At 62.4% G+C, this 22,032-nt stretch carries 22 protein-coding genes and 1 tRNA gene; 15 read left to right on the top strand and 8 right to left on the bottom strand.

Going from position 1 to position 22,032, the window contains the following annotated elements:
• The first annotated feature begins 140 nt into the window (after window positions 1-140).
• The 5 genes from ABIE20_RS02595 to ABIE20_RS02575 all read left to right on the top strand — a co-directional run bounded on the left by ABIE20_RS02595 (window position 141) and on the right by ABIE20_RS02575 (window position 5,318).
• Window positions 141-1,127 carry an NAD(P)/FAD-dependent oxidoreductase gene (locus ABIE20_RS02595; RefSeq protein WP_429502553.1) on the top strand — a complete coding sequence of 329 codons (987 nt, stop codon included), beginning with the start codon at window positions 141-143 and terminating at the stop codon, window positions 1,125-1,127.
• 156 nt (window positions 1,128-1,283) lie between these two features.
• Entirely contained in the window at window positions 1,284-2,252 is a 969-nt protein-coding gene (locus ABIE20_RS02590) for a YbgA family protein (RefSeq protein WP_429502551.1), read from the top strand.
• Window positions 2,242-3,147 (top strand): MerR family transcriptional regulator, encoded by a 906-nt coding sequence (locus ABIE20_RS02585; RefSeq protein WP_429502549.1) that lies wholly within the window; start codon window positions 2,242-2,244, stop codon window positions 3,145-3,147. Before ABIE20_RS02590 ends, ABIE20_RS02585 begins: the two co-directional genes overlap by 11 nt.
• A gap of 9 nt (window positions 3,148-3,156) precedes the next feature.
• Entirely contained in the window at window positions 3,157-4,599 is a 1,443-nt protein-coding gene (gene phrB, locus ABIE20_RS02580; protein WP_429502547.1) for a deoxyribodipyrimidine photo-lyase, read from the top strand.
• On the top strand, window positions 4,596-5,318 hold the full coding sequence (locus ABIE20_RS02575) for an SDR family NAD(P)-dependent oxidoreductase (RefSeq protein ID WP_429502545.1): 723 nt from the start codon (window positions 4,596-4,598) through the stop codon (window positions 5,316-5,318). Before phrB ends, ABIE20_RS02575 begins: the two co-directional genes overlap by 4 nt.
• Window positions 5,319-5,341: 23 nt before the next feature.
• Here ABIE20_RS02575 and ABIE20_RS02570 read toward each other — a convergent pair whose 3' ends face one another.
• The 6 genes from ABIE20_RS02570 to hemA all read right to left on the bottom strand — a co-directional run bounded on the left by ABIE20_RS02570 (window position 5,342) and on the right by hemA (window position 10,705).
• Entirely contained in the window at window positions 5,342-5,860 is a 519-nt protein-coding gene (locus ABIE20_RS02570) for an acyloxyacyl hydrolase (protein ID WP_429502544.1), read from the bottom strand.
• A 115-nt stretch (window positions 5,861-5,975) separates the two neighbouring features.
• On the bottom strand, window positions 5,976-6,776 hold the full coding sequence (gene murI / locus ABIE20_RS02565; RefSeq protein WP_429502542.1) for a glutamate racemase: 801 nt from the start codon (window positions 6,774-6,776) through the stop codon (window positions 5,976-5,978).
• Window positions 6,769-7,524, bottom strand: a complete 756-nt coding sequence (locus tag ABIE20_RS02560) for a molybdopterin-synthase adenylyltransferase MoeB (RefSeq protein WP_123564473.1) — start codon at window positions 7,522-7,524, stop codon at window positions 6,769-6,771. Before ABIE20_RS02560 ends, murI begins: the two co-directional genes overlap by 8 nt.
• Window positions 7,518-8,348: a peptide chain release factor N(5)-glutamine methyltransferase gene (gene prmC / locus ABIE20_RS02555; protein ID WP_429502540.1), complete on the bottom strand. Its 831-nt coding sequence runs from the start codon at window positions 8,346-8,348 to the stop codon at window positions 7,518-7,520. The genes ABIE20_RS02560 and prmC overlap by 7 nt, the downstream gene beginning before the upstream one ends.
• Complete coding sequence (gene prfA / locus ABIE20_RS02550) at window positions 8,349-9,431, bottom strand: peptide chain release factor 1 (protein WP_429502538.1); 1,083 nt, start codon at window positions 9,429-9,431, stop codon at window positions 8,349-8,351.
• Entirely contained in the window at window positions 9,428-10,705 is a 1,278-nt protein-coding gene (hemA, locus tag ABIE20_RS02545; RefSeq protein ID WP_045195978.1) for a glutamyl-tRNA reductase, read from the bottom strand. Before hemA ends, prfA begins: the two co-directional genes overlap by 4 nt.
• 176 nt (window positions 10,706-10,881) lie before the next feature.
• On the opposite strand from hemA, the gene ABIE20_RS02540 reads away from it, so the two are divergent.
• From ABIE20_RS02540 to ppk2, 9 genes are all read left to right on the top strand, one after another.
• Window positions 10,882-12,606 carry a tetratricopeptide repeat protein gene (locus ABIE20_RS02540; protein ID WP_429502536.1) on the top strand — a complete coding sequence of 575 codons (1,725 nt, stop codon included), beginning with the start codon at window positions 10,882-10,884 and terminating at the stop codon, window positions 12,604-12,606.
• A gap of 4 nt (window positions 12,607-12,610) precedes the next feature.
• The gene (lolB, locus tag ABIE20_RS02535; RefSeq protein WP_429502534.1) at window positions 12,611-13,228 is read left to right on the top strand and encodes a lipoprotein insertase outer membrane protein LolB; all 618 of its coding nucleotides are present in this window, start codon (window positions 12,611-12,613) and stop codon (window positions 13,226-13,228) included.
• A 3-nt stretch (window positions 13,229-13,231) separates the two neighbouring features.
• Window positions 13,232-14,083, top strand: a complete 852-nt coding sequence (gene ispE, locus ABIE20_RS02530; RefSeq protein WP_429502532.1) for a 4-(cytidine 5'-diphospho)-2-C-methyl-D-erythritol kinase — start codon at window positions 13,232-13,234, stop codon at window positions 14,081-14,083.
• A gap of 34 nt (window positions 14,084-14,117) precedes the next feature.
• A tRNA-Gln gene (locus ABIE20_RS02525) sits at window positions 14,118-14,192 on the top strand.
• 48 nt (window positions 14,193-14,240) lie between these two features.
• Window positions 14,241-15,182 carry a ribose-phosphate pyrophosphokinase gene (locus ABIE20_RS02520; RefSeq protein ID WP_010225730.1) on the top strand — a complete coding sequence of 314 codons (942 nt, stop codon included), beginning with the start codon at window positions 14,241-14,243 and terminating at the stop codon, window positions 15,180-15,182.
• Window positions 15,183-15,320: 138 nt separating this feature from the next.
• Window positions 15,321-15,917, top strand: coding sequence for a 50S ribosomal protein L25/general stress protein Ctc (locus ABIE20_RS02515; protein ID WP_429502530.1), 597 nt, complete (start codon window positions 15,321-15,323; stop codon window positions 15,915-15,917).
• Window positions 15,918-15,994: 77 nt separating this feature from the next.
• Window positions 15,995-16,579, top strand: coding sequence for an aminoacyl-tRNA hydrolase (gene pth / locus ABIE20_RS02510; RefSeq protein ID WP_038997179.1), 585 nt, complete (start codon window positions 15,995-15,997; stop codon window positions 16,577-16,579).
• A gap of 21 nt (window positions 16,580-16,600) precedes the next feature.
• Complete coding sequence (ychF, locus tag ABIE20_RS02505; protein WP_429502527.1) at window positions 16,601-17,701, top strand: redox-regulated ATPase YchF; 1,101 nt, start codon at window positions 16,601-16,603, stop codon at window positions 17,699-17,701.
• A gap of 146 nt (window positions 17,702-17,847) precedes the next feature.
• Window positions 17,848-18,657, top strand: coding sequence for a polyphosphate kinase 2 (gene ppk2 / locus ABIE20_RS02500; protein WP_429502525.1), 810 nt, complete (start codon window positions 17,848-17,850; stop codon window positions 18,655-18,657).
• Between the two features lie 13 nt (window positions 18,658-18,670).
• On the opposite strand, the gene ABIE20_RS02495 is transcribed toward ppk2, so the two are convergent.
• Window positions 18,671-19,840 (bottom strand): MFS transporter, encoded by a 1,170-nt coding sequence (locus tag ABIE20_RS02495; protein WP_429502524.1) that lies wholly within the window; start codon window positions 19,838-19,840, stop codon window positions 18,671-18,673.
• A gap of 373 nt (window positions 19,841-20,213) precedes the next feature.
• Between ABIE20_RS02495 and ABIE20_RS02490 the strand changes: the two genes are divergently transcribed.
• Entirely contained in the window at window positions 20,214-20,771 is a 558-nt protein-coding gene (locus ABIE20_RS02490) for a hypothetical protein (RefSeq protein ID WP_429502522.1), read from the top strand.
• Between the two features lie 6 nt (window positions 20,772-20,777).
• Here ABIE20_RS02490 and ABIE20_RS02485 read toward each other — a convergent pair whose 3' ends face one another.
• The gene (locus ABIE20_RS02485) at window positions 20,778-21,995 is read right to left on the bottom strand and encodes an MFS transporter (protein WP_429502520.1); all 1,218 of its coding nucleotides are present in this window, start codon (window positions 21,993-21,995) and stop codon (window positions 20,778-20,780) included.
• Window positions 21,996-22,032 lie beyond the last annotated feature (37 nt).

Below are 22,032 nucleotides of genomic sequence, written 5' to 3'. Positions count from 1 at the left end.
GGCACTTTTTTGACCGATCGCTCTCGGATAAACATAGGCCAACCTGTGGTAACGAGCGGAATCATCTTATACAAGATTCATGCATTGTACAGGTTTGCCGGGCAGCGTAGTCTGCAACCACAAGGTTCGAAGAGGCCATCATGACTGTACCTATTGCCATCATCGGGGCCGGTATCGCCGGCCTGTCCGCCGCCCAGGCGTTGCAAAAGGCCGGGCAGACCGTTCATTTGTTCGACAAGGGCCACGGCAGTGGTGGGCGCATGGCCAGCAAGCGCAGCGACGCCGGTGCCCTCGATCTCGGCGCCCAGTACTTCACCGCCCGCGACCGGCGCTTCGTCGACCAGCTTCAGCAATGGGTGACCGCTGGCTGGGCAGCAGAGTGGAAGCCACAGTTGTACCAGTACCAGGATGGCGTGCTCAGCCCCTCCCCCGATGAGCAGACACGCTGGGTCGGCGTACCGCGCATGAGCGCGATCACCCGCGGCCTGCTCAAGGATGTCACGGTGAACTTCAGTTGCCGCATCGCCGAGGTCTATCGCGGCCAGAAGTACTGGCACCTGCAGGACACCGACGGCTGCAGCCATGGCCCCTTCAGCCGCGTGGTGGTGGCGGTGCCCGCGCCCCAGGCCACCCCGCTGCTGGCATCGGCACCCAAGCTCGCCGCAGCCGCCGCCGGCGTGCAGATGGACCCGACCTGGGCAATTGCCCTGGCCTTCGATACACCGCTCGACACGCCGATGCAAGGCTGCTTCGTGCAAGGCAGCGCACTTGATTGGCTGGCGCGCAACCGCAGCAAACCCGGGCGCGATGAACACATGGATACCTGGGTACTGCATGCCACCTCCAGCTGGAGCAAGCAGCACATCGACCTGGCCAAGGAGGCGGTGATCGAACAGCTGTGGGGCGACTTCGCCGAACTGGTCGGCTGCGTGGTGCCTGCTCCCAACTTCTCCCTCGCCCACCGCTGGCTCTATGCCCGACCGGCCAGCAACCATGAATGGGGCGCCCTGGCCGACGCTGACCTGGGCTTGTATGCCTGCGGTGACTGGTGCCTGTCGGGCCGGGTCGAAGGCGCCTGGCTCAGTGGCCAGGAGGCTGCCCGACGCCTGCTCGAGCACTTGGAGTAACACCTGCCGGGGCTGCTTCTGTTCAGCCCCGCTTGACGTTTTTCAACACCCTGGACAAAGGCTGTACAAGTGATTTGACTTGCATAGGTTTATCTCTATGATGGGATTTATCTGTACAGGTTTTTACTTTTGTACAATCTTTTTCAGGATCTGTTCATGGACACTCGTGACCTGCCGCGCAAACCCCGTATCGCTGTCAGCGCCTGCCTGATCGGTCAGGAGGTGCGTTTCAACGGTGGTCACAAAGCCTCGCGGCTGTGCAACGAGATCCTCAGCGAGCATTTCGATTTCGTCCCGGTCTGCCCGGAGGTCGCCATCGGCCTGGGCGTTCCGCGTGCCCCCATCCGCCTGGTCGGTGATCCTGCCGACCCGCAGGCCGTGTGCAGCCGCGACCCCGGCCTGGATCTGTCTGGCCCGCTACGCGCCTACGGCCAGCAGATGGCCAAGGACCTCGACGACATCTGCGGCTACATTTTCATGCACAAATCACCGTCCTGCGGCCTGGAGCGGGTCAAGGTCTATCAGGCCAATGGCTACCCGGCGCCCGAGGGTGGCCGCGGGCTCTTCGCCGCCGCGTTTTGCGAGCAACGTCCCGACCTGCCGGTGGAAGAAGACGGCAGGCTCTGTGATCCGGTACTGCGCGAGAACTTCATTACCCGGGTGTACGCCTACGCCGACTGGCAACAGGTAATCGCCGCTGGTGTCAGTCGCGGCGCCCTGATCGCTTTCCATGCCCGCTACAAATATCAGCTGATGGCGCACAACCCCCAGCAGTACAAGATCCTCGGCAAGCTGTTGGGCAGCATGAGCCGTGACGACGATCCCGAAGTGCTCGCCCCGCGCTATTTCAGCCAGTTGATGCAGGCCCTGAGCCGTTGCGCCAGCCGTGGCACTCACAGCAACGTGCTGCTGCACCTCAGTGGTTACCTGCGCGATGCCCTGAGCCGCGACGACAAGCAGGAAATCCGGCAATTGATCGCCCAGTACCATGCGGGCGTAGTACCGCTGGTGGTACCGCTGACCCTGCTCAAGCATCACTTGCGCAACCACCCCGCCCCCTACCTGGCGCAGCAGGTGTACCTGCAACCGCATCCGGAAAACCTGAGCTTGCGCAATGCCATCTGAAACCCTGCTGCCGATCCGCGAGGTGACGCGCCTGACCGGAGTCAACCCGGTCACCCTGCGCGCCTGGGAAAGGCGCTATGGCTTGATCGTGCCGCAACGCACCGGCAAGGGCCATCGCCTCTATAGCCAGGAAAACGTCCAGCGTATCCAGCAAATACTCACCTGGCTGAACCGCGGCGTTGCGGTCAGCCAGGTCAAAACCCTGCTTGCGGCCAACCCCGCCGAAGCACAGCCCCCCGCCGGCAGTGACTGGCAAGCCCTGCGTGAGCAGCTCAAGGACGCCATCGCCGCCCTCGCCGAGCGCCGCCTTGAGCAACAGCTGAACCAGGCCATGGCCCTGTACCCGGCGGCAACGCTCTGCGAACAGCTGTTGATGCCACTGCTTGCCGACCTCGAGCTGCGCTGGCAAGGCCAGTTTGCCGCGGGCCTCGAGCAAGTGTTCTTTCATTCCTGGCTGCGCAGCAAACTGGGTACGCGGATCTACCACAACAACCATCAGCTCGGCGGCGCCCCCTTGCTTTTGGTCAACGGCTCGGACTTGTCCTTCGACCCGCGACTGTGGCTGAGCGCCTGGCTGGCGAGCAATGCCGGATACCCGGTGCAGGTCTTCGACTGGCCGCCGCCGGGCAACGAGTTGAGCCTGGCGGTGGCACGGCTGCAGCCATGGGCGTTGCTGCTGAGCATCGACAAATCGGTCGACATCGCCCGCTTGCAAAGAAGCCTGGCCAACGTCGAAATCCCGAAACTCCTGTGCGGCCGCGCAGTCAGCATTCATAAGCATGCCCTGCAGGCCTGGACGGACAAGACGCTGTTTGCCCTCGATTCGCCCCAGGCGGCGCTCCGGTGCCTGCAACAACTGAGTGGGCGCATGCCCGAACACCCCCATGAACGGTAAAGGAACAGCATGCAACTGATCTGGCTGCGCAGCGACCTGCGCGTATTCGACAACACTGCACTGGCAGCGGCCTGCGAACGCGGCCCGACCCTGGCGGTGTGGCTGCTCAGCCCCGGGCAGTGGCAGCGCCACGACGATGCGCCGTGCAAGGTCGATTTCTGGTTGCGTAACCTGCAAAGCCTGCGCACAGCGCTGGCGCAGTTGAACATTCCCCTGCTGATCCGCCACGCCGACACCTGGCAACAGGCGCCGCAGGCTCTGCTGCAGCTGTGCCGTGAACATCAGGTACAGGCCGTACACTTCAACGAAGAGTACGGCGTCAATGAAAGCGCCCGCGACCAGGCGGTGCGGGACGTCCTCGCGCAGCAAGGCATTGGCGCCCATGGTTATCTTGACCAGTTGCTACTGCGCCCCGGCAGCATCCTGACCCGCAGCGGCGGTTACTTCCAGGTTTTCAGCCAGTTCCGCAAGGTCTGTTACGAGCGTTTGCACTTGGGCTTGCCACCCTTGGTCAAGGCAATCAAGGCACAAGCGCCGATGCCTATTGCCAGCGACCCGGTGCCTGCCGAGGTGGCCGGCTTCAATACGCCCTCCCAGGCGTTACGCGAGCTCTGGCCTGCCGGCGAAGAAGAAGCCCAGCGCCGCCTGCAGCGTTTCATTGATGAATGTGCCGAAGACTACCAGGAGCACCGCGACTTCCCCGCAGTCGCCGGCACCAGCCAACTGTCTGCCTACCTGGCGGCAGGAGTGATTTCGCCGCGCCAGTGCCTGCATGCTGCGCTGGGCCACAACTTCGGCGAGTTCGACAGTGGCAACCGCGGCCTGGTGACCTGGATCAACGAGCTGCTCTGGCGCGAGTTCTACAAACACATCCTGGTTGGCTACCCGCGGGTTTCGATGCACCGCGCCTTCCGCCCGGAAACCGAGGCGCTACCCTGGCGCCACGCGCCGGACGAGCTCAAGGCCTGGCAACAAGGGCAGACCGGTATCCCGATCATCGATGCGGCCATGCGCCAGTTGCTCGCCACCGGCTGGATGCACAACCGCCTGCGCATGGTCGTCGCCATGTTCCTGACCAAGAACCTGCTGATCGACTGGCGTGAAGGCGAGCGCTTCTTCATGCGCCACCTGATCGACGGCGACCTGGCCGCCAACAACGGCGGCTGGCAGTGGAGCGCCTCGACCGGAACCGACGCGGCGCCCTATTTCCGCATTTTCAACCCGGTGAGCCAGTCCCAGCGATTCGACAGCGAAGGGCGCTTCATTCGGCAATGGCTGCCAGAGCTTGCCGACCTGGATAAAAAAAAAATCCACAACCCCGTGCCTGTTGGCGATCTTTTTGCTACTAATCATTATCCGCACCCCATTGTGGACCTCGGTAGCAGTCGCCAACGTGCGTTGAATGCATTCAAGAGTTTACCCACACGGCAGGAAGAGAGGGCAGTAACGTGAGCGAACCCATCGCGCGTAAGGTGTGGGTCACCGGTGCAAGCAGCGGCTTGGGCCTGGCGCTGGTGCAACAACTGCTTGAGCAGGGCTGGAAAGTCGCTGCCAGCGGGCGCGTATCGCCTGAATTGAAAGGCCTGTCGCAGCTCAACCCCGAGCAGCTGTTGCTGCTCGACGGCAATCTCACTGACGGTGCGCAAGCAGCGCAAGCCAGCCAGCAACTCAAGACCCACTGGGGCGCCCTCGACTGCCTGCTGGTGAATGCCGGTACTTGCGATTACCTGGACGCCAGCCTGCCGCCGACGGCGATTTTCGAAGCCATCGCCAGCAGCAACCTGAGTGCCTCGGTTCACTGCCTGAACGTGGCAATGCCGCTGCTGGAAAAAGGCCAGGCGCCCCAAGTGCTGGCGGTCCTCAGCCGCTATTCGGCGTTGCAACTCTGCGAGCCAAGCCAGCCGGCAACCGCGGACAACAACCTGGCGCAGGTGTTTCGCGCTGAGCGCCAGAACCTGGAGGGCAAAGGCATCGCCTTGACCGTGGTCGCGCCACAAGCTTTAAAAACGCCACTGGTGGCGGTTCAGGTCCGGCCTGAACTATGGACGCCGGAAAGCGCCGCAGATGTGATCATTCAGAGGCTGCCGGAACGAGCTCCCGAGCTGCTGCTCGAAGCCCTCAACCTCAACAGCCTCTGGCCACTGCCCCAACAACCTGCAAGCCCTGTGTAAGACACAGGGCAGTACTTTTCAGGTCAGAGCGGCATACGGTAGTGCAACGCGTAACTTTCTACCCCATCGTTGGGCGTTTGCAGCCCGGCGTTGGAATAGTGGATCGCGCGCACGCCAACTTCATGCCCGCCAGCAAAGCGCAGACCAAAGCCGATACGGTCTTCGAACTGGAAAGAAGAACCGAGTTTATTGCTCTCAACTTCGGTACTGGAAAACGCGGCTACGCCAATACCGGCTTCGATATAGGGCTTGACCGACTCACCGGCGAACTCGTAAACGAATACCGGCGCAAACGACAGGCTGTGGTTACTTGCCGTCTCGTCGCCATCCCAATAGGTGTAGGCACCGTCCCAATAGCCGGTGATACGGCCTACGCTGGTCTGCCACCAGCTTGCATCCCAGTTCGATTGCAGACCGAGGCGGTAGGTCATGGTCGAGTCGCCGGTCTGTCCGACCGAGAACGACACGTCCGCTGCTTGAGTTGCGAAAGATTGCCCCAGGGTAACGGCTGCAAGAGCAGCCAAGCAAAGCAGTTTCTTCATGAGAAACGTCCTTTTTCCTAATGCTGTTGTTGGTTTTTCTGTCTCACCAGACAATAAATAGAAATCGGCAGCGTTGCGTTAGTTCAGTCAATGTTGAGTGCTTTTCACACTTTTTTTACATTGGGAAGCTTCGCACACTGTCAGATTTATTCCACAACATTGGAAGGATGTTTCGCAAATGTTCGGGGCTGGCACTGGTCCAGAATTGCGCATCGCCAGCCGGCCCTGCAGCCAGTAACTCACGCTCGCCCAGCAGCCGCTGCAATTGCCGGGCAACCGCGGCGCCGGTGTCGATGATCGCCACCGAAGCGGGGATCATTTGCGCCAGCAAGGGCTTGAGGAAGGGGTAATGGGTACAGCCGAGGATCAGGGTGTCGCAACCCGCGTCGAGCAAGGGCTTTACATACCCTTGCAGCATTTCGCGCACCACCGGGCTGCTCAGATCGCCCGCTTCGATGCATTCCACCAGGCCCGGGCAAGGCTGGGTGACGACGCGAATGTCGTTGGCAAAGCGATCGAGCAAGGCGACGAACTTGGCGCTTTGCAGGGTGCCAGTGGTGGCCAGAACGCCGACCACACCGCTGCGGGTCGCGGCGGCGGCAGGTTTTACCGCAGGCTCCATGCCCACGATCGGCCAATGTGGGTACTGTTCGCGTAAATCTGCCACTGCCGCCACGGTGGCGGTATTGCAGGCCAGGACCATGGCCTTGGCCCCCTGCTCGCGGAAGAACTCAGCGACCATGCGACAGCGCTGGCGGATGAACTCCGGCGACTTCTCGCCATAGGGAATGTAGCCGCAGTCACCCACATACAGCAGCGACTCGTTGGGCAGCAGGCGCTGGATCTCGGCCAGCACCGACAGGCCGCCGACTCCGGAATCAAAAACGCCGACCGGCGCCGTCGCAGCGTCAGCCATGATGCTCGCCACACACGCTACAGCCAGGGTCGCGCTTGACCCGCAGCTCCCGGAAGCGGCTGCCGAGGGCATCAATCAACAGCAAGCGGCCTACCAACGGCTCGCCGAAACCGGCCAGCAGCTTGAGCGCCTCGAGCGCTTGCAGGCTGCCGACCAGGCCCACCAGCGGGCCAAGCACACCGGCTTCGCTACAGGTCAGTTCGGCTTCGCTGCCATGCCCGTACAGGCAGTGGTAGCAGGGGCTTTGCGGGTTGCGCGGGTCGAACACCGACAACTGCCCTTCCAGGCGAATCGCCGCGCCACTGACCAATGGCTTGCCGTGGGCAACGCAGGCGGCATTGACGGCTTCGCGGGTGGCAAAGTTGTCGGAGCAATCGAGCACCAGGTCCACGGCCTTTACCGCTTCGGCCAATGAGTCCTCATCCAGCGCGCTGCGATGTGCTTTGAGGGTGATTTGCGGGTTGATCGCCGTCAGGCGGGCAAGCGCCGAATCGACCTTGCTCAAGCCTACCGATGCGCTGTCGTGCAAGACCTGGCGCTGCAGGTTGGTGACATCCACGGTATCGAAGTCGGCCAGGTGCAGTTCGCCAACCCCGGCGGCCGCCAGGTACAGCGCCACTGGCGAACCGAGGCCGCCAAGGCCGACGATCAGCGCCTTGCTGTTTTTCAGCCGTAGCTGACCGTCGATATCCACCTGTGCCAGGAGGATCTGCCGGCTGTAGCGCAAAAGCTCCTGGTCGCTCAGCACGACAGCCGTCCCAGGGTGATGCGCTCGTGTCCGTTAAGATCGAGGCGGCTTTCGATCTGTTCGAAATCATGTTTGGCCAGCAGTTCGCGCACCGCGGCGGCCTGGTCGTAACCGTGTTCGAGCAGCAGCCAGCCAGCCGGCAGCAGGTGCGCCGGCGCCTGGCTGACGATGCAGCGCAGGTCGTCCAGGCCGTCTTCGCCGGAGACCAGCGCGCTGCTGGGCTCAAAGCGCACGTCGCCGGCCACCAGGTGCGGGTCGGCGGCGGCAATGTACGGCGGGTTGCTGATGATCAGGTCATAGCGCTCGCCGGCCAGGGCATCGAACCAGTGGCTGCTGCGTACGTTGACGTTGTTCAGTTGCAGGCGCTGGCGGTTGCGCTCGGCCAGGGCCACGGCTTCGAGTACGCGATCGACAGCGGTGACCTGCCACTGTGGACGCTCACTGGCCAGGGCCAGGGCAATCGCCCCGGTGCCGGTGCCCAGGTCAAGCAGCCTGGCGGCGCTACCCGGCAACAACTGCAGGGCGGTTTCCACCAGCAGTTCGGTTTCCGGGCGCGGGATCAAGGTATGCGGGGCCACTTCCAGGTCGAGGTTCCAGAACCCCTGCTGACCCAGAATGTAGGCCACCGGCTCACCGGCGCGGCGGCGCTGCAGGTAGTCGGCAAAGGTCAGCGCCGCTTCGCTGCTGACAATCCGCTCCGGCCAGGTGTGCAGGTAGCTGCGCGACTTGCCGATGGCCGCCGCCAACAGCAGTTCGATATCCAGACGCGCGGTCGGCGAATCCGGCAGCTCCGCACCGCGGAGCAAGCTGGCAATAATCGTCATTTACTCACCCAGTGCTGCCAGTTGATCCGCCTGGTACTCGGCCAGCAACGGCTCGATTACCGCGTCGACCCCACCGGCCAGAACGTCATCCAGGGAATACAGGGTCAGGTTGATGCGGTGATCGGTCACCCGCCCCTGAGGATAGTTGTAGGTACGAATTCGCTCGGAACGGTCACCCGAACCGACCAGCAGCTTGCGCTCACTGGCCATGGCATTCTGCGCCGCGCTGGTCTGGATGTCGTTGAGCTTGGCCGACAGCCAGGACATCGCCCGGGCGCGGTTCTTGTGCTGGGAACGTTCTTCCTGGCACTCGACGACAATGCCGGTGGGCAAGTGGGTGATGCGGATCGCCGAGTCAGTCTTGTTGATGTGCTGACCACCGGCACCGGAGGCGCGGTAGGTGTCGACACGCAAGTCCGCCGGGTTGATCTCGATCGCCACCTGCTCGTCCGGCTCCGGCAGCACCGCCACGGTGCAGGCCGAGGTGTGGATACGGCCCTGGGATTCGGTCTCGGGCACACGCTGGACGCGGTGCGCACCGGACTCGAACTTCAGCTTGCCGTAGACACTGTCGCCTTCGACCCGGGCAATGATCTCCTTGTAGCCGCCATGCTCGCCTTCGTTCTCCGAGAGGATCTCCAGGCGCCAGCCGCGTTTTTCGGCGTAGCGCGAGTACATGCGGAACAGGTCGCCGGAGAAGATCGCCGCCTCGTCACCGCCGGTACCGGCGCGGATTTCCAGAAACACGTTGCGCCCGTCGTTGGGGTCCTTGGGCAGCAACATGCGCTGCAGCTGGTTTTCCAGCAGGGCCAGTTGCTCCTTGGCTTCGCGCACTTCTTCCACGGCCATTTCGCGCAGGTCCGGGTCGCTGTCCTTGAGCAGCGCCTGGGCGCCGGCCAGGTCATCCTGGACCTTGCGCCACTGGGCGTAGGTAACGGCTACCGGCTCGACTTCAGCGTATTCACGGGAATAGGCGCGAAAGCGAGTCTGGTCGCAAATGACCTCGGCATCGCCCAGCAGGGCGGTCAGTTCCTCGAAACGGTCCTGGAGTGTGTCCAGTTTATTCAGCAGCGACGCTTTCATTGCGGGGTTTTATCCGTCGAACCCTCGGAGAGGGCAAAGAGTTCCTGGGCCATGGCCAGCGCATCGAGGCGGCCTTCGGCAGAGAGCTTTTTCAGTTGCACGCTGGGCGCATGCAGCAATTTGTTGGTCAGGCCACGGGCCAGCTGCACCAGCACCTCGTCGGCACTGGCACCATTGGCCAGCAGGCGCTGGGCCTTTTGCAGCTCTTCGTCACGCAGGCGTTCGCTCTGCTGACGGTATGCCTTGAGTACATCCACCGCAGCCAGCTCGCGCAGGCGCAGCATGAAATCTTCAGCACCCACCGAGACCAGCTCTTCGGCAGCCTGGGCAGCACCCTGGCGACTCTTGAGGTTCTCGGCGACCACTTCGTGCAGGTCATCGACGGTGTACAGATAGACGTCATCGAGTTCGCCAACCTGCGGTTCAATATCCCGCGGCACGGCGATGTCGACCATGAAGATCGGCTTGTGCCGGCGCTGCTTCAGGGCACTTTCCACCGCGCCCTTGCCGAGGATCGGCAACTGGCTGGCGGTGGAACTGATGACGATATCGCTGTTGACCAGTTCCTGGGGGATGTCGGCCAGCAGCACCGCGTGGGCCCCGAACTGTTCGGCCAGGGTGCTGGCGCGCTCCAAAGTGCGGTTGGCGACGACGATGCGCCGTACGCCCTGCTCGTGCAGGTGACGGGCCACCAGGGTGATGGTTTCACCGGCACCGATCAGCAGCGCCTGGCTACGGCCCAGGTCGCTGAAGATCTGCTTGGCCAGGCTCACGGCGGCAAAGGCCACCGACACCGGGTTTTCGCCGATGGCCGTGTCGGTACGCACCTGCTTGGCGGCGCTGAAGGTCGCCTGGAACAGGCGCCCGAGCAGCGGGCCGATGGTCCCGGCTTCGCGGGCCACGGCGTAGGCCGACTTCATCTGGCCGAGGATCTGCGGCTCGCCCAGCACCAGCGAGTCGAGCCCGGAGGCCACACGCATCATGTGCCGCACGGCATCGTGATCTTCATGGATGTAGGCGCTGGCGCGCAGTTCATCCAGGCTCAGCTGATGGTATTCGGCCAGCCAGCGCAGGATGCTCTCTGCGGCCAGGTGGTCCTGCTCTATATAAAGCTCGCTGCGGTTGCAGGTCGAAAGGATCGCGGCTTCGCGGCTGGCGGTCAGTCGGCAGAGCTGCTGCAAGGCGTCCACCAGCTGCTCAGGGGTAAACGCCACGCGCTCGCGTACGTCTACCGAGGCAGTCTTATGGTTGATACCGAGGGCAAGAAAGGCCATGCAAGGTCGCTGATTGTGACGAGAAGCCGATAATTGTCCTACTTCGCAGAGCGCAGAACAACCACCGCTCGCTATTGTCTCTATAGTCTACCCCTACCGAGACCTTCGCTTATGGGTTTGCCCCGGCGCTTGTGTCATGATGATCCGACCGCTGGTAAGCCGCCCAAATCCCGATTATGAATAGATCCTACGCGTTGCTCCTTGCCCTTGCCTTGCTCCAGGGCTGCCAGACCCTGGCCCCGGATTCACCGGATGCCAAGGCGCCTGCAGATGCCGCCCCGGTACAACCGGCCAAGCCCACCGTCTACGGGTCGTTCAGCCAGGACACCGTGTACAGCCTGCTGACTGCCGAACTCGCCGGCCAGCGCGATCGCTTCGACATCGCCCTGGACAACTATGTCAGCCAGGCAATCAAGACCCAGGATCCGGGTATCTCCGAACGCGCCTACCGCATCGCCGAGTACCTCGGCGCTGACCAGGCCGCGCTCGACACCGCGCTGATCTGGGCGAAAAACGACCCGAACAACCTCGACGCCCAGCGCGCCGCTGCCATTCAGTTGGCCCGTGGCGGTCGCTATGACGAGTCGATGGTGTTCATGGAGAAAGTTCTCCAGGGCCAGGGCGACACGCACTTCGACTTCCTCGCCCTGTCGGCGCTGGAAACCGACCCGGACACCCGCGCCGGCCTGCAAAACAGCTTTGACCGCCTGCTGGTGAAATACCCTGACAACGGTCAGTTGGTGTTCGGCAAGGCCTTGCTGCTGCAACAGGACGGCAAGGCCCAGGCCGCCCTCGACCTGCTCGAAGCGCATCCGCCGGAGTCGGGCGAGATTGCCCCGGTGCTGCTGCGCGCCCGCCTGCTGCAGGGCCTGGACCGCGGCAAAGAGGCCCTGCCGCTGCTGCAAAAAACCATTCGCCAGTACCCGGACGACAAGCGCCTGCGCCTGACCTATGCGCGCATGCTGGTCGAACAGGATCGCCTGGCCGATGCCAAGGCCGAGTTCGTCAGCCTCGTCCAGCAATACCCGGACGACGACGAACTGCGTTATTCGCTAGCCCTGGTCAGCCTTGAAACCAAGGACTGGGACGAAGGCGCCGGCTACCTCGAAGAGCTGATCGCCCGCGACAGCCATGTCGATGCCGCGCACCTGAACCTGGGCCGCATCCATGAAGAGCGCAACGACCCCGAAAGCGCCCTGAACGAATACGCCCTGGTCGGCCCCGGCAACGACTACCTGCCGGCGCAACTGCGCCAGGCTGACATCCTCATTGCCAATGGTCGCAGCGCCGAGGCATCGCGGCGCCTGGCCGCGGCCCGTGATGCCCAGCCCGATTACGCTATCCAGTTGTACCTGATCGAAGCCGAAGCCCTGGGCAACAACGACAAGGACGCCCAGGCCGAGCAGGTGCTGAAGCAGGCGATCAAGCAGTACCCGGACGACCTCAACCTGTTGTACACCCGGGCCATGCTGGCGGAAAAACGCAACGACCTGGCGCAGATGGAAAAAGACCTGCGCAGCATCATCAGCCGCGAGCCGGAAAACGCCATGGCCCTCAACGCCCTGGGTTATACCCTGGCCGACCGCACCAGCCGCTACGCCGAAGCCAAGTCGCTGATCGACAAGGCGCACCAGATCACCCCGGACGATCCGGCGGTGCTCGACAGCCTCGGCTGGGTCAACTACCGCATGGGCAACCTCGACGAAGCCGAGCGCCTGCTGCGCCAGGCCATCGAGCGTTTCCCCGATCACGAAGTCGCTGCCCACCTGGGTGAAGTCCTCTGGGCCAACGGCAAGCGCCGCGAAGCCCGCCAGGTCTGGGCCAAAGGCTTCGAAGCCCAGCCCGACAGCCCTATCCTGCGCAAGACCGTCCTGCGCCTGACCGGATCGGAGACTCTATAAGCCTATGTTTTTGCGCCACTGCATCACTTTCTGCCTGATCGCCCTGCTTGCCGGTTGTGCCGGCTTCGGCTCCCGTGAGGCCCTGCGGGGCGAAGGGAACCCCCAGCTGTGGCGCGAGCACAAGCAACAGCTGAGCACCCTCGATGGCTGGCAGATCAACGGCAAGGTCGGCATCCGCGCGCCGAAAGACTCCGGCAGCGGCACGCTGTTCTGGCTGCAACGCCAGGATTACTACGACATCCGCCTGTCCGGCCCGCTCGGCCGCGGCGCCGCCCGCCTGACCGGACGCCCCGGCGGCGTCACCCTGGAAGTCGCCAACCAAGGCCGCTTTGAAGCGCAAAGCCCGGAAGCACTGCTCGAAGAGCAACTGGGCTGGGAGCTACCGGTGTCACACCTGGTCTGGTGGATTCGCGGCCTGCCCGCCCCCGACAGCAAGAGCCAGCTGACCCTCGACGGCGACAGCCGCCTGGCCAGCCTCAAGCAGGACGGCTGGGACGTGCAGTACCTGAGTTACGCCGAACAGAACGGCTACTGGCTGCCCGAGCGTATAAAGCTGCACGGGCAAAACCTCGACGTGACCCTGGTGGTCAAGGACTGGCAACCTCGGCAACTGGGCCACTGATTTATGAACACTGCAACCCTGACCCTGCCGGCACCGGCCAAGCTCAACCTGATGCTGCACATTCTTGGCCGCCGCGCCGATGGCTACCATGAGCTGGAAACCCTGTTCCAGTTTCTCGACCATGCCGACGAGCTGTCTTTCGCCCTGCGCGATGACGGTGAAGTGCGCCTGCACAGCGAGATCGACAACGTTCCCCATGAAAGCAACCTGATCGTCAAGGCCGCGCGTAAGCTCAAGGCCCTGACCGGCTGCGACAAGGGCGTGGATATCTGGCTGAAAAAAATCCTGCCCATGGGCGGCGGCATTGGCGGTGGCAGCTCCGACGCCGCCACCACCCTGCTCGGCCTCAACCTTTTATGGCAACTGGGCTTGAACGAAGACCAACTGGCCGAACTGGGCCTTACCCTGGGCGCCGACGTGCCGGTTTTCGTCCGCGGCCATGCGGCGTTCGCCGAGGGCGTGGGCGAGAAGCTGACCCCGGTCGAGCCCGAGGAGCCCTGGTATGTTGTGCTGGTCCCGCAAGTATTTGTTAGCACAGCAGAAATTTTTTCCGATCCGCAGTTGACACGTGATTCCTTGCCCCTTAAGATGCGCCCCGTTCCCAAGGGAAACAGTCGAAATGACTGCCAACCGGTGGTAGAGCAGCGTTACCCAGAGGTACGCAAATCGTTGAATTTGTTAAACGAATTCACCGACGCTCGGCTTACCGGAACTGGAAGTTGTGTGTTTGGGGCCTTCCCAAACAAAGCTGAAGCTGATAAAGTTTTGGCCCTTCTTGCAGAGACCCAAACAGGGTTTGTAGCTAAGGGAAGCAACGTTTCGATGTTGCATCGCAAGCTGCAGAGTCTGCTCTAGGAATCGAGCACCAGGTGCTCGCAGCAACAGATACAGGGGCGTCGCCAAGCGGTAAGGCAGCAGGTTTTGATCCTGCCATGCGTTGGTTCGAATCCAGCCGCCCCTGCCATTTTCCTTATACTCATCCAGGTATACCCTCAGCCTTCAGGTACTGCGCGTGTCCAAGATGATGGTCTTTACGGGGAACGCTAACCCCGATCTGGCTCGGCGTGTCGTACGTCAGCTGCATATCCCACTGGGTGATGTTTCTGTCGGCAAATTCTCCGACGGCGAAATCAGCACTGAGATTAATGAAAATGTTCGTGGTAAGGACGTTTTCATCATTCAGCCGACTTGCGCGCCAACCAACGATAACCTGATGGAACTGGTAGTGATGGCCGATGCCTTCCGCCGCTCCTCAGCTTCCCGAATCACTGCCGTGATTCCTTACTTCGGATATGCCCGCCAGGATCGCCGTCCGCGTTCGGCGCGTGTAGCTATCAGCGCCAAAGTCGTCGCTGACATGCTCACCGTCGTTGGTATCGACCGTGTTCTCACCGTCGACCTGCACGCTGACCAAATCCAGGGTTTCTTCGATATTCCGGTAGATAACATCTACGGCTCCCCCGTTCTGGTGGATGACATCGAAGACCAGCGTTTCGAGAACCTCATGATCGTGTCCCCGGACATCGGCGGCGTCGTGCGTGCACGTGCTGTTGCCAAGTCCCTGGGCGTTGATCTGGGTATCATCGACAAACGCCGTGAAAAGGCCAATCACTCCGAAGTGATGCATATCATCGGCGACGTCGAAGGACGTACCTGTATTCTCGTCGACGACATGGTCGACACCGCCGGCACCCTGTGCCACGCGGCCAAGGCCCTGAAAGAACACGGCGCTGCCAAGGTTTACGCCTACTGCACGCACCCTGTCCTCTCGGGTCGGGCGATCGAGAATATCGAGAACTCCGTGCTGGACGCACTGGTGGTGACCAACACCATCCCGCTGTCCGCTGCAGCACAAGCCTGTGACCGTATCCGTCAACTGGATATCGCACCGGTTGTTGCCGAGGCGGTTCGCCGCATCAGCAATGAAGAATCGATCAGCGCGATGTTCCGCTGAGGGTTTTACCCTCGCGAACTCACGTTGACGTAAAGCGCCCCGCCCCAACACTGGTTGTTGGGGCGGGGCTTTTTTGCCCATCCCGCTTTGGCGCTGGTCGCAAACGCCACTCGGGAATGGCTATTTTGGAGATACAAAATGACTGATTTCATTCTGAACGCCCAAGCGCGTACTGACCTGGGGAAAGGTGCGAGCCGCCGCCTGCGTCACTCCGCCAACATCCCTGCCGTTGTCTACGGTGGTGGTCAAGCTGCTGAATCCGTGACCATCCTGACCAAGGAAATCACCAAGCTGTTCGAAAACGAAGCTGCCTTCAGCCACGTTATCGAACTGAACGTCGACGGCAAGAAGCAAAACGTCGTTGTCAAAGCGATGCAGCGTCACCCTGCCAAGCAGTTCATCATGCACGCTGACTTCGTCCGCGTTGTTGCTGGCCAGAAACTGACCGCCAAAGTACCAGTGCACTTCATCAACGAAGAAGCTCCGGTCAAGAAAGGCGGCGAGATCTCCCACGTAGTCAACGAGATCGAAGTTTCCTGCGAAGCCAAAGACCTGCCTGAGTTCATCGAAGTCGACCTGGCCAACGCCGAAGTCGGCGCGATCATTCACCTGTCGGACCTCAAAGCTCCGAAAGGCGTTGAGTTCGTCGCTCTGGCTCACGGTAACGACCTGGCTGTTGCCAACGTTCACGCTCCGCGTGTTGCGCCTGAAGCTGCAGAAGGCGCTGCCGAGTAATCTACTCAGCACGCCGGCGTTGACCGGGTTACAGTGCCCAGCGCTGTAACCCACAACTCCAAGGAAGAGCCCCTGACGTGACCGCCATCCAACTGATCGTCGGCCTGGGAAACCCAGGCCCCGAATACGAACAGACCCGGCATAACGCAGGGGCTCTTTTCGTAGAACGCATTGCCAGCGCCCAGCGCGTCAACCTGACCGCTGACCGCAAGTATTTCGGCCTGACGGCTAAATTCAGCCATCAGGGCAACGACGTTCGTCTGCTGATTCCGACCACCTACATGAACCGCAGCGGCCAGGCCGTTGCTGCATTGGCGAATTTTTTCCGCATTCCGCCAGATGCCATCCTGGTGGCCCACGACGAACTCGACCTGCCTCCCGGCGTCGCCAAGCTCAAGAAGGGCGGCGGCCATGGTGGGCACAACGGGCTGCGCGACATCATCGCCCAGCTCGGCAACCAGAATGACTTTCACCGTCTGCGGCTTGGCATCGGCCACCCGGGTGACAGCAGCAGGGTCTCCGGCTTCGTCCTCGGCAAGGCGCCACGCGCCGAGCAGGAGAAGCTGGACGCCAGTATCGATTTTGCCCTCGGCGTGCTGCCGGACATCCTCGCCGGCGACTGGACGCGTGCGATGAGAGAGCTGCACAGCCAAAAGGCCTGACTCCACGAAGAGGGATTCACCATGGGTTTCAATTGCGGCATCGTCGGCCTGCCCAACGTCGGCAAGTCCACCCTGTTCAACGCCCTGACCAAATCCGGCATCGCCGCTGAGAACTTCCCGTTCTGCACCATCGAGCCGAACAGCGGCATCGTGCCAATGCCCGATGCACGCCTGGATGCCCTGGCAGCCATCGTCAAGCCGAACCGTGTGCTGCCGACCACCATGGAATTCGTCGACATCGCCGGCCTGGTTGCCGGTGCCTCGAAAGGTGAAGGCCTGGGCAACAAGTTCCTCGCCAACATCCGCGAGACCGACGCCATCGCCCACGTGGTGCGCTGCTTCGAAGACGAGAACGTGATTCACGTCTCCAACAGCGTCGACCCCAAGCGCGACATCGAGATCATCGATCTGGAACTGATCTTCGCCGACCTCGACAGCTGCGAGAAGCAACTGCAGAAGGTTGCGCGCAACGCCAAGGGCGGTGACAAGGACGCCCTGGCACAGAAAGCCATCCTCGAAAAACTGATCCCGCACTTCACCGAAGGCAAGCCTGCGCGCAGCCTGATGAAGAACATGGCAGACGACGAGAAAGCCCTGATCCGCGGCTTCCACCTGCTGACCAGCAAACCGGTCATGTACATCGCCAACGTTGCCGAAGACGGTTTCGACAACAACCCGCACCTGGACGTGGTCCGTGCAATCGCCGAAGAAGAAGGCGCGATCGTGGTGCCGGTGTGCAACAAGATCGAAGCTGAAATCGCCGAGCTCGACGACGGTGAAGAGAAGGACATGTTCCTCGAAGCCCTGGGCCTCGAAGAGCCGGGCCTGAACCGCGTGATCCGCGCCGGTTACTCGCTGCTCAACCTGCAGACCTACTTCACTGCCGGCGTGCAGGAAGTCCGCGCCTGGACCGTCCGCGTTGGCGCTACCGCCCCGCAAGCGGCCGGCGTGATCCACACCGACTTCGAGAAAGGCTTCATCCGTGCCGAAGTGGTCGCCTATGACGACTTCATCCAGTACAAGGGTGAAGGCGGCGCGAAAGAGGCCGGCAAATGGCGTCTGGAAGGCAAGGACTACATCGTCAAGGACGGTGACGTGATGCACTTCCGCTTCAACGTCTGACCCGCTGCCAGCAGCCCGAAACCCCTTGAGGTCATGCCTCAAGGGGTTTTTCTTTGCCTGCGCTACGCGCAAACACTGACCAATAGCCGGATCTATACTCAAAGCCGCATTCACACGGCTCTTGCCCACAGATCAGGTACCGGCGCATGGCTAAGAAAAAAGAAAAGCAAGGCAGCAGCGAACGCCTCCCCCGCAAAGAATACGAGCAAGCGCTCAAAGCCCTGCACATCGAGCTGGTCAAGCTGCAGCAATGGGTGGTGGCCAAGGGCTTGAAGGTCTGCATCGTCTTCGAAGGTCGCGACGGCGCAGGCAAAGGCGGCACCATCAAGGCCATCACCGAGCGTGTCAGCCCGCGGGTGTTTCGTGTGGTGGCGCTGCCAGCGCCAACCGAGCGGGAAAAAAGCCAGATGTATGCCCAGCGCTACATACAGCACATGCCCTCGGCCGGCGAAGTGGTGATCTTCGACCGCAGTTGGTACAACCGCGCCGGCGTCGAGCGGGTGATGGGCTTTTGTACCGAAGAACAATCGAAAAAATTCCTCTCGGTAGTACCGTCCTTCGAAAAAATGCTGGTGGAGTCCGGGATCATCCTCATCAAGTATTGGCTTGAGGTCAGCCCCCAGGAGCAAGAGCGGCGTCTGAAGGAGCGCATCACCGATGGCCGCAAGATCTGGAAGCTGACACCGATGGACCTCAAGTCCTTCACTCGCTGGGACGACTACACTCGCGCCCGCGATGACATGTTTGCCGCCTCCGATACTTCGTGGGCCCCGTGGTATGTGGCTGTTTCCGAGGACAAGCGGCGGGTGCGCCTGAACATCATCAGCCACTTCCTCAAGCAGGTACCGTACAAGGACATCACCCACAAACAGAAGATCGAGCTACCCAAGCGCGGCAAGATCGGCCGCTACAAGAGCACCCGCTACACCTCGCGCATGGTGCCTGAGCGCTTTTGAAGCGGCCATCGCCCTAGGCTGCCCCCTGATCTACGCGCTGGGCGCGGAAGGCCCGGCGCCGGGCGCTGCGGGCGAACACCACGAACAGCGCCGCCATGGCCGTCAGTGCCATGGGCAGGCCATGGGGGGCGACGTCCATGGCCGCGCCGCTGAGCAGCGGCCCAAGCAGGCTGCCGACGCCCCAGAGCAAGCCGACGCTGGCGTTGGCGGTGACCAGGTCCTGGCCCTTGAACTGCTGGCCGATCAGCACCAGCGCCAGGGTATAGACCCCGCCCGCCACCGCGCCGAGCACCACCAGGGCCGGCCACAGCAGCCACTGCATACCAATCAGCCACGGCAGCGCCAGGCCGATCAGCATCGCCACCACACCGCATACCAGGTGCACGGTGGTGCGCTCGCAGCGGTCGGCCAGCCAACCGATCGGCAGCTGGAAAAGCATGTCGCCGGTAAGGATCACCGTCACCATCAACGCTGCGACGCCCACCGCGTAGGTATGGTTGGTGGCATATACCGGTAACAACGAGAGAATCACTGCATCGAAAAACGAGAAGAACAGCACGCCCATGCACAAGGCTGGCGCCACGCGGAAAAAGCCCGCCAGGGAAAAGCTCTTGCCGCCCTCCTCGCCATGCTCGACGTGGTCATTGGGCACCGTCAGCACGATGCACAGCAGGGCCAGGCCGTAGCAGCCGGTCACCACCGTGGTCACCCAGGTGCTCTGCGCCCCGAGCAGCGCCAGCATTGCCGGGCCGAGCATCTGGAAACCGGTGAAAGCGGTGGCGTACAGGGCCATGATCTTGCCGCGGTTGTGCTCCGGGCTCAGTTCGTTGACCCACGACTCGCCAAGGATGATCGCGATGCCCATGCCAATCCCCAGGCCCAGACGTAACAGGCCGAGCAGGTAGATCGAGGAAAAGCCCCATTCGAGCAGGCCGATGCTCAGGGTGCACAGGCTAAAGCACAGCAGGTAGATGGTGCGCCGGGTCAGGTGCCGGCAACAGGCATCGACCATGAACGCCGAGAGCATCATCCCCGCCGCCGGAATCGCCGAGACAATGCCGATCTGCAAAGTGCTGGCACCGGCGTCGAGCAAACGCAGCGACACCAGCGGCAAACTCGCCCCGAGGCTGAAACCGACCACCGAAACCGCAAACAACAAGCCCAGCAACAAACGCGTATTCATCACCACTCCGAACTCACCGGCGCAAAGCACGACATCGCACCTGCGCAGGCGCTTACATGACCGTAAAAAGATTTGCATACAGGCGCGCCAGCCACGGCAAAACGCCGGGCATGCAGCTGCCAGGTCAGGAGGTGGGGCGGTGAGGTGAGAAGGTAAAGGCGAACAAGACGCTGCGCCGCCGCTTGAGCACTGTGTCGCACGGCCAGTCGCACACAACGGCCTGGATGACAGCCGGCTGGATGGCGCGTGGACGGGAAAAGCGCTTCATGGGTCTACTACAGGTAAAAAGGAAGGTCGGCACTCTAGGTGAAGCCCGGGCTAGACGTCAATCTCACCGTGCTACTCTCGCGCCACCATGGAAGAGGAGCAACGCATGTCCGAGCATCATCAGTTCGTTTTCCCCCGCTATCGCCACCTGCCGCCCGCGGACTGGCAAGCCCTGGAGCGACAGCTGCTGGCGCTGGGCCTGCTGCAGCCGGCGGCGCCCGATGCCCTGGATGAAACCGGCGACAGCGATCACAGCCTCTGGCGCAGCCCGCTGTACCGGCCGAGTGCCACGCTGTGCCGGCGCCTCGGGATCGAGCCCGACCCTGCGCAGGTCGTGCGCCTGTTCGAATTCGAGCGCGGACAGCCGTTCGTCTGCACTGGCGAGAACTTCACCCTGCCCAGCCAGTACCAGCAAGCGCAGGTGGACGAGGAAACCTTCATGCAGTTCATGGGCGACGCTATCGAAGCGCCGCACAGCCGATGGCGCAACCCTGTCGATGGCAACGCCTACTACCTGATGGACCTGGACTGGGACTTCAGCTTCGGTGTTGGCGAGCAAGTGCTGCGCAGCGACCGCCTCAACCGCGCCGAAGCCGAACGCCTGGCGGCGCTGATCGGCGAGCTGGCCGGGCAGCCGATGAGCTGTGCCCACCGGCATCGCTGAAGCGCGTCAGTGCTTGCGGGTGGACGGCAGGAGAATCGCCAGCAGGCCGAACAGCGGCAGGTACGAGCACAGGCTGTAGACGTACTCAATGCCCTTGAGGTCGGCTAGATAACCCAGCGCCGCCGCGCCAATGCCGCCAAAACCGAACATCAGGCCGAAGAAAATCCCGGCGATCATGCCGACGTTACCCGGCACCAGCTCCTGGGCGTAGACGACGATGGCCGAGAACGCCGAGGCGAGGATGAAGCCGATGATCACGCTGAGCACGCTGGTCCAGAACAGGTCGGCGTAAGGCAGCATCAGGGTGAACGGCGCAACGCCGAGGATCGAGAACCAGATCACCGCCTTGCGCCCGATGCGGTCACCGATCGGTCCGCCAAAGAAGGTCCCGGCCGCGACTGCGCCGAGGAACAGGAACAGGTACAACTGCGAGCTGGCCACCGAGAGGTCGAATTTCTCGATCAGGTAGAAGGTGAAATAGCTGGTGAGGCTGGACATGTAGAAGTACTTGGAGAACACCAGCAGCCCCAGCACCACCAGGGCACCGATCACCCGCTGGCGGGAAAGGCCATGGGTGGCGCGCTGGCCCTGCTTGGCCTTGAACAAGTTCAGGTGTTCCTTGTACCACCGGCTCAGGCCGTAGGTGACCAGTACTGCGCAGACCGCGAACAGGCCGAACCAGGCCACATTGCCCTGGCCGAAGGGGATGATGATCGCCGCCGCCAGCAGCGGGCCGAAGGCGGAACCGGCGTTGCCACCGACCTGGAAAGTCGATTGTGCCAGGCCAAAACGCCCGCCCGAGGCCAGTCGGGCAATACGCGAGGTCTCCGGGTGGAAGGTCGAGGAGCCGATGCCCACCAGAGCCGCCGCCAGCAGAATCATCGGGAAACTGCCGACATAGGCAAGCATGACAATCCCCACCAGGGTGCACAGGGTGCCCAGCGGCAACAGGTTCGGCATCGGCTTGCGGTCGGTGTAGAAACCGACCCAGGGCTGCAACAGCGACGCGGTGATCTGGAAGGTCAGGGTGATCATCCCGATCTGGGTAAAGGTCAGGCCATAGTTGGCCTTGAGCAGCGGATAGATCGACGGCAGCACCGCCTGGATCAGGTCGTTGATCAGGTGCGCCAGGGCACAGGCGGCGATGATACGCATCACCAGCGGGCTGCTCTGGGCGGTCGCGGTGCTGGCGGGTGACGTTGACGAGGCAGTGCTCACAGCCATGACAAAAGCTTCCATCCGGGGGGCGGGATCCAATTAT

This window comes from Pseudomonas sp. 2835 (assembly GCF_050435905.1).
Classification (GTDB): domain Bacteria; phylum Pseudomonadota; class Gammaproteobacteria; order Pseudomonadales; family Pseudomonadaceae; genus Aquipseudomonas.
This window is presented reverse-complemented; position numbering and strand designations above follow the sequence as displayed.

Bases quoted from the DNA above. Each gene is read 5' to 3' on its own strand.
- ABIE20_RS02595 (WP_429502553.1), top strand. From the start codon at position 141: ATGACTGTACCTATTGCCATCATCGGGGCCGGTATCGCCGGCCTGTCC.
- ABIE20_RS02590 (WP_429502551.1), top strand. From the start codon at position 1,284: ATGGACACTCGTGACCTGCCGCGCAAACCCCGTATCGCTGTCAGCGCC.
- ABIE20_RS02585 (WP_429502549.1), top strand. From the start codon at position 2,242: ATGCCATCTGAAACCCTGCTGCCGATCCGCGAGGTGACGCGCCTGACC.
- phrB (WP_429502547.1), top strand. From the start codon at position 3,157: ATGCAACTGATCTGGCTGCGCAGCGACCTGCGCGTATTCGACAACACT.
- ABIE20_RS02570 (WP_429502544.1), bottom strand. From the start codon at position 5,860: ATGAAGAAACTGCTTTGCTTGGCTGCTCTTGCAGCCGTTACCCTGGGG.
- murI (WP_429502542.1), bottom strand. From the start codon at position 6,776: ATGGCTGACGCTGCGACGGCGCCGGTCGGCGTTTTTGATTCCGGAGTC.
- prmC (WP_429502540.1), bottom strand. From the start codon at position 8,348: ATGACGATTATTGCCAGCTTGCTCCGCGGTGCGGAGCTGCCGGATTCG.
- prfA (WP_429502538.1), bottom strand. From the start codon at position 9,431: ATGAAAGCGTCGCTGCTGAATAAACTGGACACACTCCAGGACCGTTTC.
- hemA (WP_045195978.1), bottom strand. From the start codon at position 10,705: ATGGCCTTTCTTGCCCTCGGTATCAACCATAAGACTGCCTCGGTAGAC.
- ABIE20_RS02540 (WP_429502536.1), top strand. From the start codon at position 10,882: ATGAATAGATCCTACGCGTTGCTCCTTGCCCTTGCCTTGCTCCAGGGC.
- lolB (WP_429502534.1), top strand. From the start codon at position 12,611: ATGTTTTTGCGCCACTGCATCACTTTCTGCCTGATCGCCCTGCTTGCC.
- ispE (WP_429502532.1), top strand. From the start codon at position 13,232: ATGAACACTGCAACCCTGACCCTGCCGGCACCGGCCAAGCTCAACCTG.
- ABIE20_RS02515 (WP_429502530.1), top strand. From the start codon at position 15,321: ATGACTGATTTCATTCTGAACGCCCAAGCGCGTACTGACCTGGGGAAA.
- ychF (WP_429502527.1), top strand. From the start codon at position 16,601: ATGGGTTTCAATTGCGGCATCGTCGGCCTGCCCAACGTCGGCAAGTCC.
- ppk2 (WP_429502525.1), top strand. From the start codon at position 17,848: ATGGCTAAGAAAAAAGAAAAGCAAGGCAGCAGCGAACGCCTCCCCCGC.
- ABIE20_RS02495 (WP_429502524.1), bottom strand. From the start codon at position 19,840: ATGAATACGCGTTTGTTGCTGGGCTTGTTGTTTGCGGTTTCGGTGGTC.
- ABIE20_RS02490 (WP_429502522.1), top strand. From the start codon at position 20,214: ATGTCCGAGCATCATCAGTTCGTTTTCCCCCGCTATCGCCACCTGCCG.
- ABIE20_RS02485 (WP_429502520.1), bottom strand. From the start codon at position 21,995: ATGGCTGTGAGCACTGCCTCGTCAACGTCACCCGCCAGCACCGCGACC.